Annotated in this window: 13 protein-coding genes; 1 reads left to right on the plus strand and 12 read right to left on the minus strand. The window is 56.7% G+C overall.

Translation table 11 applies throughout. The features are described from left to right. The first annotated feature begins 9 nt into the window (after window positions 1–9). Complete coding sequence (yacG, locus tag ACKLKD_RS14005; protein ID WP_008807425.1) at window positions 10–204, plus strand: DNA gyrase inhibitor YacG; 195 nt, start codon at window positions 10–12, stop codon at window positions 202–204. A gap of 53 nt (window positions 205–257) precedes the next feature. Here the strand turns inward: yacG and mutT are convergent, their stop codons facing one another. The 12 genes from mutT to murD all read right to left on the minus strand — a co-directional run bounded on the left by mutT (window position 258) and on the right by murD (window position 14,716). Next, the gene (mutT, locus tag ACKLKD_RS14010) at window positions 258–650 is read right to left on the minus strand and encodes an 8-oxo-dGTP diphosphatase MutT (RefSeq protein ID WP_080897854.1); all 393 of its coding nucleotides are present in this window, start codon (window positions 648–650) and stop codon (window positions 258–260) included. 57 nt (window positions 651–707) lie between these two features. Then, on the minus strand, window positions 708–3,413 hold the full coding sequence (gene secA / locus ACKLKD_RS14015) for a preprotein translocase subunit SecA (RefSeq protein ID WP_087805025.1): 2,706 nt from the start codon (window positions 3,411–3,413) through the stop codon (window positions 708–710). Window positions 3,414–3,475: 62 nt separating this feature from the next. Then, complete coding sequence (secM, locus tag ACKLKD_RS14020; protein WP_049245540.1) at window positions 3,476–3,973, minus strand: secA translation cis-regulator SecM; 498 nt, start codon at window positions 3,971–3,973, stop codon at window positions 3,476–3,478. A 323-nt stretch (window positions 3,974–4,296) separates the two neighbouring features. Next, the gene (gene lpxC / locus ACKLKD_RS14025; protein WP_002888632.1) at window positions 4,297–5,214 is read right to left on the minus strand and encodes a UDP-3-O-acyl-N-acetylglucosamine deacetylase; all 918 of its coding nucleotides are present in this window, start codon (window positions 5,212–5,214) and stop codon (window positions 4,297–4,299) included. 100 nt (window positions 5,215–5,314) lie between these two features. Next, entirely contained in the window at window positions 5,315–6,466 is a 1,152-nt protein-coding gene (gene ftsZ, locus ACKLKD_RS14030; RefSeq protein ID WP_002888628.1) for a cell division protein FtsZ, read from the minus strand. Window positions 6,467–6,528: 62 nt separating this feature from the next. Continuing rightward, the gene (gene ftsA, locus ACKLKD_RS14035; protein ID WP_002888625.1) at window positions 6,529–7,791 is read right to left on the minus strand and encodes a cell division protein FtsA; all 1,263 of its coding nucleotides are present in this window, start codon (window positions 7,789–7,791) and stop codon (window positions 6,529–6,531) included. Next, complete coding sequence (ftsQ, locus tag ACKLKD_RS14040; protein WP_025710995.1) at window positions 7,788–8,621, minus strand: cell division protein FtsQ; 834 nt, start codon at window positions 8,619–8,621, stop codon at window positions 7,788–7,790. Before ftsQ ends, ftsA begins: the two co-directional genes overlap by 4 nt. A 1-nt stretch (window position 8,622) precedes the next feature. Beyond that, on the minus strand, window positions 8,623–9,543 hold the full coding sequence (locus ACKLKD_RS14045) for a D-alanine--D-alanine ligase (RefSeq protein ID WP_080924733.1): 921 nt from the start codon (window positions 9,541–9,543) through the stop codon (window positions 8,623–8,625). After that, complete coding sequence (murC, locus tag ACKLKD_RS14050; protein ID WP_025710997.1) at window positions 9,536–11,011, minus strand: UDP-N-acetylmuramate--L-alanine ligase; 1,476 nt, start codon at window positions 11,009–11,011, stop codon at window positions 9,536–9,538. Before murC ends, ACKLKD_RS14045 begins: the two co-directional genes overlap by 8 nt. 47 nt (window positions 11,012–11,058) lie before the next feature. After that, window positions 11,059–12,129 carry an undecaprenyldiphospho-muramoylpentapeptide beta-N-acetylglucosaminyltransferase gene (gene murG / locus ACKLKD_RS14055; RefSeq protein WP_080924734.1) on the minus strand — a complete coding sequence of 357 codons (1,071 nt, stop codon included), beginning with the start codon at window positions 12,127–12,129 and terminating at the stop codon, window positions 11,059–11,061. Next, window positions 12,126–13,400, minus strand: a complete 1,275-nt coding sequence (gene ftsW / locus ACKLKD_RS14060) for a cell division protein FtsW (RefSeq protein ID WP_025710999.1) — start codon at window positions 13,398–13,400, stop codon at window positions 12,126–12,128. Before ftsW ends, murG begins: the two co-directional genes overlap by 4 nt. After that, entirely contained in the window at window positions 13,400–14,716 is a 1,317-nt protein-coding gene (murD, locus tag ACKLKD_RS14065) for a UDP-N-acetylmuramoyl-L-alanine--D-glutamate ligase (RefSeq protein ID WP_025711000.1), read from the minus strand. The genes ftsW and murD overlap by 1 nt, the downstream gene beginning before the upstream one ends. Window position 14,717: the final 1 nt, after the last annotated feature.

The following is a 14,717-nucleotide window of genomic DNA, read 5'->3' on the forward strand; positions in this document are numbered from 1 at the left end:
GGAGATATCATGTCAGAAGAGACTATCGTCAACTGCCCGACCTGCGGCAAAAACGTGGTGTGGGGCGAGCAGAGCCCGTTTCGTCCGTTCTGTAGCAAGCGTTGCCAGCTGATCGATCTGGGAGAATGGGCAGCAGAAGAGAAGCGTATCCCCAGCGCGGGCGATCTCTCCGACAGCGATGACTGGAGCGAACAGCAACCCTGAGGCACTGGGCAGGCTAACCCGACAGGTTTCGGGTTAGCCTCGTAACCTGGGGCTCAGCCCTGGGCAATGAGTTTACTGATAACCGGTTCATTCGCTGGAGGAAACGCTGCCGGATCCAGCGCCAGTCGAGCCATCCAGCATCCCGGCTGTCCCTCTTTGCCCCACGGCTCGCCTTCCCAGTCCTCCACGAGGAAAAACCACAGTGTAATGTGACGATCGGGGAACTGATAATCCAGCTTATCGAAGAGCGTTGCAGACGTTACCGTAATCCCGACCTCTTCCTGCAGCTCGCGTACTAGCGCCTGCTCCGGCGTTTCATCAGATTCAATCTTCCCGCCCGGGAACTCCAGCTTATTCGCCATGTGGGCATCAGCAGAACGCTGGGTTATAAAGATTTCGCCTTGCGGATTGCGAATGATCCCGACGGCAATTTGCAGTGTTTTCATTAAATCAGCTCCATAAAAAAGGCGCAGAACTCTGCGCCTTTGTTTTTTTATCAGCCCTTAGCTCAGACGGCCGTGGCACTGTTTGTATTTTTTACCGGAACCGCACGGACAGGGATCGTTACGCCCCACTTTACGCTCGCCGGTTTGTGCCGCCAGATCCTGGGCTGCGGCTTCATCATCGCTCTGATGGCTAAGCTGCTGCATCTGCGCCAGGCGCTCGGCCTCTTCACGACGCTGCTGTTCCATCGCCTCGACTTCTTCCGGCATCCGCACCTGGACTTTGCTCAGGGTGCTGATCACTTCATACTTCAGTGACTCCAGCATCGCCGCAAACATAGAGAACGATTCGCGCTTGTACTCCTGCTTCGGATCTTTCTGCGCATAGCCACGCAGATGGATCCCCTGGCGCAGGTAATCCATCGCCGCCAGGTGCTCTTTCCACAGCGAATCCAGGGTCTGCAGCATCACGCCTTTCTCGAAGTGGCGCATCATCTCGGCACCGACCACTTCTTCTTTACGCTGGTAGGTTTCTACCGCGCTCTGCAGAATACGTTCGCGCAGGGTCTCTTCATGCAGCTCTGGCTCTTTATCCAGCCACTCTTTGATCGGCAGCTCGAGGTCGAAGTCGTTTTTCAGACGCTCCTGCAGGCCTTCAATATCCCACATCTCTTCCAGCGACTGCGGCGGAATATGCGCATCGATAGTCGCTTTAAAGACGTCTTCGCGGATGCTGTTGATGGTTTCGCTGACATCAGACACGTCCAGCAGTTCGTTACGCTGAGTGTAGATCGCGCGGCGCTGGTCGTTAGCCACATCATCATATTCCAGCAGCTGCTTACGAATATCAAAGTTACGGCTTTCCACTTTACGCTGGGCGTTGGCGATAGCCTTAGTCACCCATGGGTGCTCGATGGCTTCACCCGGCTTCATCCCCAGTTTGCGCATCATGCCGGACACACGATCGGAGGCGAAGATACGCATCAGGGCATCTTCCATCGACAGGTAGAAGCGGGAAGAACCGGCATCACCCTGACGACCCGCACGGCCACGCAGCTGGTTATCGATACGGCGTGATTCATGACGCTCAGTACCGATAATGTGTAGACCGCCTGCGGCCAGAACCGCATCATGGCGCACCTGCCAGTCCGCTTTGATTTTTTCAATCTGTTCCGCCGTCGGATTTTCCAGCGCGGCGACTTCCGCCTGCCAGCTACCGCCGAGCATAATATCGGTACCACGACCCGCCATGTTGGTGGCAATGGTCACCGCTGCCGGATAACCCGCCTGGGCGACGATATCCGCTTCGCTGGCGTGGAACTTGGCGTTCAGTACGTTGTGCTTGATGCCGGCTTTGGTCAGCTCGCGCGAAACTACTTCGGATTTTTCGATCGAGATAGTCCCCACCAGCACCGGCTGGCCGGCAGCGGTGCGGGTTTTAATATCTTCGATAATCGCCTGAATTTTTTCCGCTTCGGTCATATAGACCAGATCCGCCATGTCCTTACGGATCATCGGACGGTTGGTCGGCACGACAACGGTATCCAGCTTATAGATAGAGCTGAATTCGAAGGCTTCGGTATCCGCTGTACCGGTCATCCCCGCCAGTTTCTCGTACAGGCGGAAGTAGTTCTGGAAGGTGATAGAGGCCAGCGTCTGGTTCTCGTTCTGGATCTCCACGCCTTCTTTGGCTTCTACCGCCTGGTGCAGACCATCGGACCAACGGCGGCCTTGCATCGTACGGCCAGTGTGCTCATCGACGATGATAACTTCGCCATCTTTAACGATGTAGTCAACGTCGCGGGTGAACAACGCATGGGCGCGCAGCGCGGCGGTCACATGGTGCATCAGCATGATGTTGGTCGGGGAGTACAGCGACTCACCTTCTTCCATAATGCCTTCCTGCACCAGCAGCTCTTCGATGAGCACCAGACCGCGTTCGGTCAGGTTAACCTGGCGGGCTTTCTCATCAACAGAGAAGTGGCCTTCACCGGTAAAGGTATCCGAATCCTCTTTTTCCTGACGGATCAGGTGCGGGATGATTTTGTTTACCTTACGGTACATTTCAGAGCTGTCTTCCGCCGGACCGGAAATGATCAGCGGGGTACGCGCTTCGTCGATCAGGATGGAGTCCACCTCATCCACCAGCGCATAGTGCAGTTTACGTTGAACGCGCTCTTCCGGGCTGAAGGCCATGTTGTCGCGCAGGTAGTCGAAGCCGTATTCGTTGTTGGTGCCGTAAGTGATGTCGGCCGCGTAGGCTTCACGCTTCGCCGGCGCAGGCAGGCCGGACATATTGATGCCCACGCTCATACCGAGGAATTCGAACAGCGGACGGTTGTTTTCGGCGTCACGCTGCGCCAGATAGTCGTTGACGGTCACCACGTGGACGCCTTTACCGGTCAGCGCGTTGAGGTACGCCGGCAGGGTCGCGGTCAGCGTTTTACCTTCACCAGTACGCATCTCGGCGATGCAGCGATCGTTAAGCACCATACCGCCCAGCAGCTGGACGTCGAAGTGGCGCATGCCGAACACACGCTTACTGGCTTCGCGAACGACGGCAAAGGCTTCCGGGATCAGATTCTCCAGCACTTCGCCTTTTTCCAGACGCGCGCGGAATTCCGCGGTTTTCGCTTTAAGCTCGTCATCAGAGAGTTTTTCCATCGCCGGTTCCATACCGTTGATGATATTGACAACTTTGCGCATACGACGCAGCGTACGGTCGTTACGGCTGCCGAAAACCTTAGTTAACATTTTAATAAGCATAATAAAATCTCAAACGCCCCGCGGTGCGGAGTCACAAAAAATAGGATGGTCCGTGGTTATTTTCAGCTGAGACGTTGAGGTCCTGCGCGGATCCCCGCCACCTGGCTAATCCAGGCGCTCACGCGGAAGGCAGAATATGAGGAAGAGATGTAAGCCACCTGGCGGATCACCACCGGCGGCGTGCTGTCCTGGGTCAGCAGCGCGCTGAGCGTATCAAGCAGCGCCAGATGTTGGGCCTGCAGCGGAGAAGTTTCTTCCGCCACTGGCAATGCCTGTGGCGCCATCGCGAAGGAGAGATGACGAATAACGGTGCGAATGGCGTGCTGATGCCAGTAGTCGACGGTAAAGTTCGGCCGACGATTACTCTCCAGCAGCGCCAGCTGAGAGAAGTTAACTTTGCTCGGATTATGGTTGCTGGACGTTGCCTTCGCCGGCGTCGCGGTTTCGTGGCTGTTGCTAAGCGCGGGCAGGCCGAAGCTGGCCGCGACCATCCCCAACAGGAGATGCGGCCAAAAATACCGTCTGCCAAACTGTCGCCAGCGCGTCAGCAATCCACTCACTTTCATTACCTTTCGTTGGTATACCCGTCGTCGTTCAGGCTGCCTCTTAATTAGCGTTTTTTGCAGGACACCCTGACATCCACGGGGTAAAGCAACCCGGAGAAATAATTTTGCGCTCAAATACTAACATTATTACCGCGCTGAGGCAGCATGAATGAAGGCGATTGCCCGGGGAAAACGCTTAATAAAACAGCGAACGCGCGCTAATTATTGCCCGACAATCACTGCGAAAAATAACTGGAAGGGGTTATAAAAGAAAAACGACTGGTTCCCTGGTCGGAGAGAGTACCAGGTTACCAGTCGAATTTACTGAATGGTCAGGCTTACGCCAGAACCATCGACGGTGCGCGGAACGCCATAGGCAGTTTTGCGTCGTCTTCGAAGGTCACATACTCCCAGGCTTCCTGTTTTGCCAGGACCGCCTGCAGCAGTTTGTTATTCAACGCGTGACCCGATTTGTACGCCGTGAATGCGCCGATAATGTTGTGACCACACATAAACAGGTCACCGATCGCATCCAGCATTTTGTGGCGAACAAATTCGTCTTCAAAGCGCAGACCGTCTTCGTTCAGTACGCGATAATCGTCAACAACGATGGCACAATCGAAGCTGCCGCCCAGGCACAGGCCGCGGGACTGCAGATATTCGATATCGCGCATAAAACCGAAGGTACGCGCACGGCTAATCTGACGCATGAACGCATCGGCCGAGAAGTTCAGCGTATAGCGCTGGGTGCTGGCATCAATCGCCGGATGGTTAAAATCGATGGTGAAATCCAGCGAAAAACCATTGTACGGTTTGAATTCAGCCCATTTGTCGCCATCTTCGACGCGAACCGTCTCTTTGATACGAACAAATTTCTTGGCGCAATTCAGTTCATCGATGCCGGCGTCCAGCAACAGATAAACGAACGGAGCCGCACTGCCGTCCATAATCGGGATTTCCGGTGCGTCGACTTCAACAATAATGTTGTCGATACCCAGGCCAGCCAATGCGGCGTTCAGGTGTTCAACCGTAGAAATCCGCACGTCATGCTCATTAACCAGGCAAGTACAGAGCATGGTATCACGCACAGATTTGGCATCAGCCGGAAAATCTACCGGTGGATTCAAGTCGGTGCGACGATAGATGACCCCGGTATTTGCCGGCGCAGGGCGTAACGTCAGTGTGACTTTCTTGCCGGTATGCAAACCGACACCAGTCGCCTGAACGATACGTTTAAGAGTCCTTTGTTTGATCATCGTATAATCTCGCCAATTTACCTATCCAACCGAAGTGTACACCACTATCGGGAGGCCAGTTTAGCACAAAGAGCGCAGATGCCCAACTTCCAGTCGATTCTTAATCGGCTTGCTTACGCAGGAAGGCTGGGATATCCAGATAATCCGGCTCTTTCGCGGTTTGCGGCGTATTGTCGTTCACCACTTTTGCTGCCGGCTTCTGCTCTTGCGTCAGCGGCGACATACCGTGCTGCTGGTAGCGATCCATCACCGGCTGCTGAACCTGTTTGTTGGTCACCAGGGTAATTTCCGGACGCTTGTCCATGCCGATACCAGTCGCCACCACGGTCACGCGCAGCTCGTCGTTCATATCCGGGTCCAGAGAAGTACCGATAACCACGGTCGCGTTATCCGACGCAAAGGCACGGATGGTGTTACCCACGGTTTCGAACTCATCCAGACGCAGGTCGAAGCCCGCAGTAATGTTAACCAGTACGCCGCGCGCGCCGGACAGGTCGATATCTTCCAGCAGCGGAGAAGAGATAGCCATTTCAGCCGCTTCTTCCGCACGGTCTTCACCACTCGCCACGCCGGAGCCCATCATCGCGTAGCCCATTTCTGACATCACGGTACGGACGTCCGCGAAGTCGACGTTCATCAGGCCCGGACGCGTAATCAGTTCGGCGATACCCTGCACCGCGCCTTTCAGTACATCGTTTGCCGCGCCGAACGCGTCGAGCAGAGAAATACCACGGCCGAGTACTTTCAGCAGCTTGTCGTTCGGGATGGTGATCAGTGAGTCAACGTGCTTGGACAGCTCGGTGATCCCCTGCTCAGCAAACGCCATGCGCTTCTTGCCTTCGAAATTAAACGGCTTCGTGACCACCGCAACGGTGAGGATACCCAGATCCTTCGCCACTTCCGCAACCACTGGCGCCGCACCGGTACCGGTACCGCCGCCCATACCTGCCGCGATGAACACCATGTCTGCGCCATCAAGGGCCGCACGCAGCGCTTCGCGGTCTTCGTCCGCCGCATTGCGGCCGACTTCCGGGTTCGCGCCCGCACCCAGACCTTTGGTAATACCGCTACCGATCTGGATAGTCTGGCCAACAGCCGTTTTACGCAGCGCCTGCGCATCGGTGTTCACCGCGAAGAATTCAACACCCTCAATGCGCTCGCGCACCATGTGTTCAACGGCGTTACCGCCGCCGCCACCGACGCCGATGACTTTAATCACCGCGTCGTTGGTCAGTTCCATAGGTTCAAACATAGTTTCTCTCCGTCTTGTGCCTGTCGCCTGAGAACGCTAATTGTCTGCGTTCTCTTAAAAAATTAAAACTCTTTTCGCAGCCAGCTGTTCAGTCGTTTGATCCACGACCCTACTGAGGCTGTCACACGTTTTTCCACTTCTGCCTCACCACTGAGATGTGACTCTTTCCCGTAGTGCAGCAGACCCACTGCCGTTGAATAATACGGCTCTTGGGCATAATCCGTTAAACCGGTGATATTCAGCGGCGCGCCAATACGCACTTGCGTATGGAACACCCGCTGAGCACAGGCGGCAAGCCCTTCAATTTGCGCCGCGCCGCCGGTTAAAACAATTCCCGCTGCCAGATGATGTTTGACACCCTGCTGGCGGAGCTGTTCCTGCAGCTGCAGGATCTCTTCATTGACCAGATTAAGCAGCTCGGTGTAGCGTGGTTCAATGACCTCTGCCAGCGTCTGACGCTGCAGGCTACGCGGCGGACGCCCGCCAACGCTCGGCACTTCGACGTTTTCGTCTTTGCCGACAATGGAACCTAATGCACAGCCGTGACGAACCTTGATCGCTTCGGCATCGCTCGGCGGTGTACCGAAGGCATAGGCGATATCGCTGGTTACCACGTTCCCTGCATAAGGGATCACCTTGGTGTGACGCAGCGCGCCACCGGTGTAGACCGCGATATCCATTGTACCACCGCCGATGTCTACGACGCAGACGCCCAGCTCACGTTCGTCTTCTGTTAATACGGAATAACTGGCCGCTAAGCCGGCGAAAATCAGTTGGTCAACTTTCAGACCACAACGTTCCACCGCTTTAACAATGTTTTTCGCCATATCGTTATGGCAGGTAATCAAATGTACCTTCGCCTGCATACGCACGCCGGACAGTCCTACCGGGTTTTTAATCCCTTCCTGATAGTCGATAGCGTATTCCTGCGGGATGACGTGCAGGACGCGATGTTCATCGCGTACACGAACCGACTTCGCGGTATGGACCACGTTCTCGACGTCGTCCTGCGTCACTTCTTCTTCCGAAATCGGTACCATCCCGATTTCATTCTGACAGCTTATATGTTTACCCGAAAGTGCCAAATAAACTGATGAAATCTGGCAATCCGCCATCAGTTCGGCCTGATCGATGGCGCGCTGTACGCATTTCACCACCGACTCAAGGTCGTTCACACCGCCTTTATCCATACCCCGCGATGGGCAACTGCCCACGCCGATGATATTAATCATGCCGTCGGGCAGAACTTCCCCTACTAAAGCGGCCACCTTGGCGGTGCCAATCTCCAGTCCAACTACCAGTTTTCTGTCCGTCGCCTTGATCATTGTTGTTCTGCCTGTGCCTGATTCTGTTGTTGATTAGTTTCCTCTGCGGGAGCAGGTACCCAGCCCACTGCCGCACCCGAGTCATAACGCAAATCAACGTAGCTAATCCGTTTGCCGTCGGTCTGCGCCTGTTGCTGAAGAACCGGGTAGAGTTCCATAAAGCGCTGAAGCCGTTTCATGGTATCGCCACGGCCAAGGTTGAGCTTAATGTCATTATTAAGCGTCAACTGCCAGGAGCGACGGGCGGTCATCGCCGCCACTTTCAACGTGAATTTATCCTTTGCCAGCACCTGCCCCATGTCACGATACCCCTGCAGCACTTCGTTCTCGCTGCCTTCCGGGCCGTACAACATCGGTAAATTCTGTTTGCTGGTGCGATCCGCCGGCACGCTGAAGGCATTTCCTTCTGCATCCACCATATGTTGATCATTCCAGCGCGCAATCGGCACATATTCAACCAGATGAATCTTCAATTCATCGGGCCACTGCTTTCTGACACTCGCCTGCTTAATCCACGGCAGGCGTTCAATTTGACTCTGAATGATATTCACATCCTGAGTCATAAAGGTTCCCGGCGAACCCAGCGCCAGGATCGCCTGGCGAATGTCATCATTGCGCGTATAGTGGCGCTCGCCGGTGACGACCATCTTCGACAGCGGTAAGCGCTGCGCATCTTCCATCCAGCCAAGAACCATCCACCCGCTGACCAACACGGTACACAAGACCGCCAGCAGGAAAACGATACCTGCCAGCCGGGTTCCATTATTCCGACGCGAAGAAGCAATCGACTCTTCTTCCTGGTTCCGCGTATTCAGCGCAGCCTGCGACATATCACCCCGCCAGGTCCAGAATTCGTACAACAAGCTGCGAGAAGCTCATCCCCGCCTGACGCGCCGCCATCGGTACAAGGCTATGGCTGGTCATGCCCGGGGAAGTATTCGCTTCCAGCAGATAAAACTGGCCATCGCTGTCCAGCATCACGTCAATACGGCCCCAGCCTTTGCAACCCAGAACATTCCAGGCTTTAAGCACCAGGCTCTGGATGGCTGACTCACGCGCGGGATCTTCAAATCCTGGGCAGAAATATTGCGTCTCATCAGAGAGATACTTCGCCTCATAATCATAGAAGGTTCCCGAGGCCTGGATACGTATTGACGGTAAAATTTCTTCACCGACGATGGCGACGGTAAATTCCGGCCCACTGAGCCATTTTTCAACCAAAACTTCATCATCATGCTGAAAAGCCAGCGCCAATGCACTCGGTAAATCACAGCTTTCACTGACTTTCGACATCCCGACGCTTGAGCCTTCACGGCTGGGCTTGATGATGACCGGCAGCCCCAGCGCCGCAATCTGTTGTTCATCTTCAGCAGAAAGCCCGGCGTTGAACTGGGCGCGGGTCAGCGCCACCCACGGCGCGACCGGCAATCCCGCCCCCTGCCACAGCCATTTGCTGCGCAGTTTATCCATCGACAGCGCGGAAGCCATCACGCCGCTGCCGGTATAAGGCAGTTGGATCAGATCCAGCAGCCCTTGCAGGGTGCCATCTTCCCCGCCGCGACCATGCAGGGCAATAAACGCTTTCTTAAAGCCCAGATTTTTTAGCTGGGTAATATCGACATCGCGCGGGTCAACCGGATGGGCATCCACCCCGCCTTCACGCAGCCCGGCCAACACCGCGGCGCCTGAATTCAGCGACACTTCACGTTCAGCGGAGGTTCCACCGAAAAGCACCGCGATTTTATCAGCCATGGCGCTCTTCCTCCGTTTTTTGCGGAATCAGTTTGATTTCAGCCAGGTGACGGGCAATTTTTCCGATGTTTCCGGCGCCCTGCACCAACACTAAATCGTTACCGGTCAGTACCGACGCCAGCATCTCCGCCGCCTGAGCCGGATCGGATACCAGGATTGGGTCCACTTTTCCACGGCCGCGAATGGTGCGACACAGGGAACGGCTGTCGGCGCCAGGGATCGGCGCTTCGCCCGCCGGATAGACGTCCAGCATCAGCAGGGCATCGACCTGAGTCAGCACGTTGGCAAAATCGTCATACAGATCGCGTGTACGGGTGTAACGGTGCGGCTGGAAAACCATCACCAGATTTTTATCCGGCCAACCAGCACGTGCCGCTTTAATCGTGGCGTCCACTTCCGTCGGGTGATGACCGTAATCGTCGATCAGCATCGCGCTACCGCTCTTGCCGTTGACTTCCGCCAGCGGATATTCGCCAAGGAAGTCGAAGCGGCGGCCGGTGCCCTGGAAACTTTCCAGCGCGCGCAGGATCGCCTGGTCATCAATCCCCTCTTCCGTCGCCACGGCAACCGCAGCCGCCGCGTTCAATGCGTTATGGCGTCCCGGGGCATTGAGCGTGACCTGCAGGATCTCTTTATCCTGACGCACCAGGCGAAAATGGCCTTGAGCCCCAAGCTGACGGTAGTCCTCGACGCGAACGTCGGCGTCGTCGCTAAAACCGTAGGTCGTGATCTGCCGGCCGACGCGCGGCAGCAGTTCACGAATAACCGGGTCGTCCACGCACATCACCGCACGTCCGTAGAACGGCAGGTTGTGCAGAAAATTAATAAAGGTCTGCTTCAGATTCTCAAAGTCACCATGGTAAGTATCCATATGGTCGGCTTCGATGTTGGTCACAATCGCGACCATCGGCTGCAGATGCAGGAACGACGCGTCGCTTTCATCGGCTTCCGCAATCAGGTAACGGCTGTGGCCGAGACGCGCATGGACGCCCGCCGCTTTGACCAACCCACCGTTGACGAAGGTTGGGTCAAGCCCGGCTTCGGCGTAAATACTCGACACCATCGCGGTGGTGGTGGTTTTGCCATGCGTTCCGGCAATCGCAATCCCGTGGCGGAAGCGCATCAGCTCCGCCAGCATTTCCGCACGGCGGATCACCGGGATGCGCGCCTCGTGCGCGGCAACGATTTCCGGGTTATCCGCGGAGATCGCGCTGGAGACGACAACAACGCTGGCATCGCGCACGTTTTCCGGGCGATGGTTGAAATAAATGGTGGCGCCAAGCTGCGACAGCTGCTGGGTCACCGGATTCGGCGCCAGGTCGGAGCCGCTTATCTGATAACCTTCATTCGCCAACACTTCGGCAATACCGCCCATACCGGCACCACCGATGCCGACAAAGTGAATGTGCCGGACGCGACGCATCTCGGGCACTATGGAACGCAGTTTTGCCAAATCTTGTGTATTCATTCTTTACGCCATCAACTTCTTTATTCGGGCGGTGAAACTCACCGCAATTAGCGCGCCAAAGCTACGGCGCTGACCTCTTCTGCTACTCGCTCGGTGGCGTCCGGAATAGAAGCGCCACGCGCCCGTTCCGCCATATTCACCAGCGTTTCCCGATCCCAGCTCGCCAGGGTAGAAGCCACCGCCTCTGCCGTGAACTCGGGCTGTTCGAGAATTTTCGCCGCGCCGGCTTTCTCCAGCGGCAGTGCATTCCAGTACTGCTGGCGATCCTTATGCTGGAACGGCACAAACAGCGCCGGTAATCCGGCGGCAGCGATTTCGCTAACCGTCAGCGCACCGGAACGACAAACCACGACATCAGCCCAGGCATAGGCTGCCGCCATATCATCAATAAATTCCGTCACTTTATGCTGCGGTTGTCCCGCTGCGGCATAAGCCTGCTGCACGGTTTGCTGACCGCCTTTGCCGCTCTGATGCCAGATGGTCACCGTATCGCCGAGCTTGGCCGCCACCTGCGGCATGGTCTGGTTCAGGACGCGCGCGCCCTGAGAGCCACCCACCACCAGCACGCGAATCGGCCCCTGACGCCCAGCCAGACGCTGACCCGGCAGCGGCAGCGCCAGAACGTCGGTACGTACCGGGTTCCCAACGACGTCCGCATGTGGGAAAGCGCCAGGAAACGCCTGCATCACTTTCTTCGCAATCTTCGCCAGCCACTTGTTAGTCAGGCCGGCAATACCGTTTTGTTCATGGAGGACCACCGGGATCCCCAGCGACCACGCCGCCAGACCGCCAGGCCCGGAAACATAGCCGCCCATGCCCAGCACCACGTCCGGCTGGAAACGCTTCATGATCGCCCGAGCCTGACGCCAGGCGTTGAAGATTCGTACCGGCGCTAACAGCTGCGCTTTGATCCCTTTGCCACGCAGGCCGGAGATACGGATAAAATCAATCTCGATGCCGTGTTTCGGCACTAAATCCGCTTCCATACGATCGGCGGTACCCAGCCAGCGAACCTGCCAGCCCTGGTCCATTAAATGGTGCGCGACCGCTAGTCCCGGGAACACATGCCCACCGGTACCACCCGCCATCACCATCAACCGCTTTTCCTGACCGCTCATCGAACACCCCGTGTAAACGCCTGGGCTTTTTCCAGACGCGTTTCATAATCAATTCGCAACAACAACATGATTGCCGTCGACATAATCAGCAGACTGGAGCCACCATAACTGATCAGCGGCAGCGTCAGACCTTTGGTCGGCAGCATCCCCGCCGCCGCCCCGACGTTAACTAACGCCTGGAAGCTGAACCAGATGCCAATCGCGCAGGCAAGAAAACCGGAAAAGCGATGATCGATCTCCAGCGCTTTACGGCCAATCGACATGGCGCGGAAAGCGACGAAGAATACCATTAAAAGCGCCAGTACCACACCGATATAACCGAGTTCTTCGCCGATAATGGCGAAGATGAAGTCAGTGTGAGCTTCCGGTAAATACTCCAGTTTTTGCACCGAGTTGCCGAGGCCCTGCCCCCACATCTCGCCGCGGCCGAAGGCCATCAGCGACTGAGTCAGCTGATAGCCGCTGCCGAACGGGTCTTCCCACGGGTTCCAGAAGGAGGTGACACGGCGAATACGGTAGGGTTCGGCGAGGATCAGCAGCACCACCGCCGAGATACCCATGCCGATAATGGCGATGAATTGCCACAGCTTCGCGCCGGCGAGAAACAGCATCGCCAGCGTGGTGACGAACAGCACCACCACCGTACCGAGGTCAGGCTGCGCCAGCAGCAGGATCGCCAGCACGAAAATCACGCCCATCGGTTTTAAGAAGCCGCGCAGGTTGTTACGCACTTCATCGGCTTTACGCACCAGATAGTTGGCGATGTAGCAGAACAGCGACAGCTTGGTGAACTCCGCCGGCTGAATACGCAGCGGGCCAAGGGCTATCCAGCGCGACGCACCGTTAACCGAACTCCCCACCACCAGTACGATCAGCAACATTACAATCGAGGCGATAAGCATCGCGGTGCTGTGGCGCTGCCAGAACTCCATCGGCAGACGGAGCGTAATCATCGCCAGCGCGAAGGCCAGCACAATGTACAGGCCATCACGCTTAGCAAACAGGAACGGATCGTTCGCCAGACGCTGTCCAACCGGCATCGAGGCCGAGGTCACCATGATAAAGCCGATCGCTGCCAGGCCAAAGGTCAGCCACAGCAGCATCCGGTCATACATCACCAGACTGTCGTTATCTTTCGGGCGCGAGCCCATCACCCAGCCTTTCAGCGCGGCGAACAGCCAGGCGAAGATAAACATCCCCGGCAGTCGCGGCAGTCTCAACCGAGGCAGGCTCAGTTGCGGCATTCTCAGGCGTGGGAGAGAAAAACGCATCAACCTAACTCCTTCGCCAGACGGGCAAAAATATCGCCCCGTTGTTCAAAGTTTTTAAACTGATCCAGACTCGCACAGGCCGGCGACAGGAGAACCATATCGCCAGCTTTCACCAGAGTCGCAATCTGGCGCATCGCCTGTTCCATGGTCTCGGTTTGTACCGCCACCTCAGGACGCAGTTCGGCAAGCTCGGCGCCGTCGCGACCAAAGCAGTACAGGCGGATACGATCGCCGCCAAGATAGCGCTTCAGCGGGGTGAAATCAGCGGACTTGCCGTCGCCGCCCAGCAGAAGATACAACGTGCCATCAAGCTGCAGTCCGTTCAGCGCCGCCTCGGTACTACCGACGTTGGTTGCCTTGGAGTCGTTAATCCAGCGTACGCCGTTGTGATCCAGCACCAGCTGGAAACGATGTGCCAGACCGGTAAAAGTGGTCAATGCCTTCAGGCTACTGGCCCGCGGCAGACCCGCGGCATCCGCCAGCGCCAGCGCCGCCAGGGCGTTACTGTAATTATGCTGGCCGGTGAGAGGCATCTCTTTCACATTGAGGACTTTCTCACCTTTGACGCGCAGCCAGGTTTCGCCCTGCTGACGGTTAAGGTGGTAGTCACCAACATCCACACCAAAACTGATGCAGCGATCGTCCGCCCCGCGTACCGGCATGGTGAGCGCATCGTCTGCATTCACCACGCAGGTCTGTGCATTCTCGTAAATCCGCAGCTTCGCCGCACGATACTGCTGCAGACCCAGCGGGTAGCGGTCCATATGGTCCTCAGTCACGTTGAGGATGGTTGCTGCCACCGCCCGCAGGCTGGAGGTGGTTTCCAGCTGAAAGCTGGAGAGTTCCAGGACGTAAAGCTCGCGATCGGTGTCCAGCAGCATCAGCGCCGGCAGGCCGATATTGCCGCCCACGCCGACGTTAACCCCGGCCGCTTTCGCCATCTCGCCCACCAGCGTAGTGACGGTGCTTTTACCGTTAGAACCGGTGATGGCGATAATCGGCGCCTGCGCTTCACGGCAGAACAGTTCGATATCGCCAACGATTTCTACACCTGCATCGGCCGCCGCGCTGAGCGAAGGATGGGCCAGCGCAATTCCCGGACTGGCGACAATCAGATCCGCCGCCAGCAGCCAGGTATCATTGAGTCCGCCGACATGGCACTCGACCGATTCGGGTAATTTATCCAGACCCGGAGGCGCGACGCGGGTATCCATCACGCGCGGGATAACGCCGCGCGCCATGAAAAAGTCCACGCAAGACAGGCCGGTCATGCCCAGCCCAATAATGACGACTTTTTTACCCTGATAATCTGCCATG

It is taken from the genome of Klebsiella sp. 10982 (assembly GCF_048589245.1).
GTDB lineage: Bacteria > Pseudomonadota > Gammaproteobacteria > Enterobacterales > Enterobacteriaceae > Klebsiella > Klebsiella quasivariicola.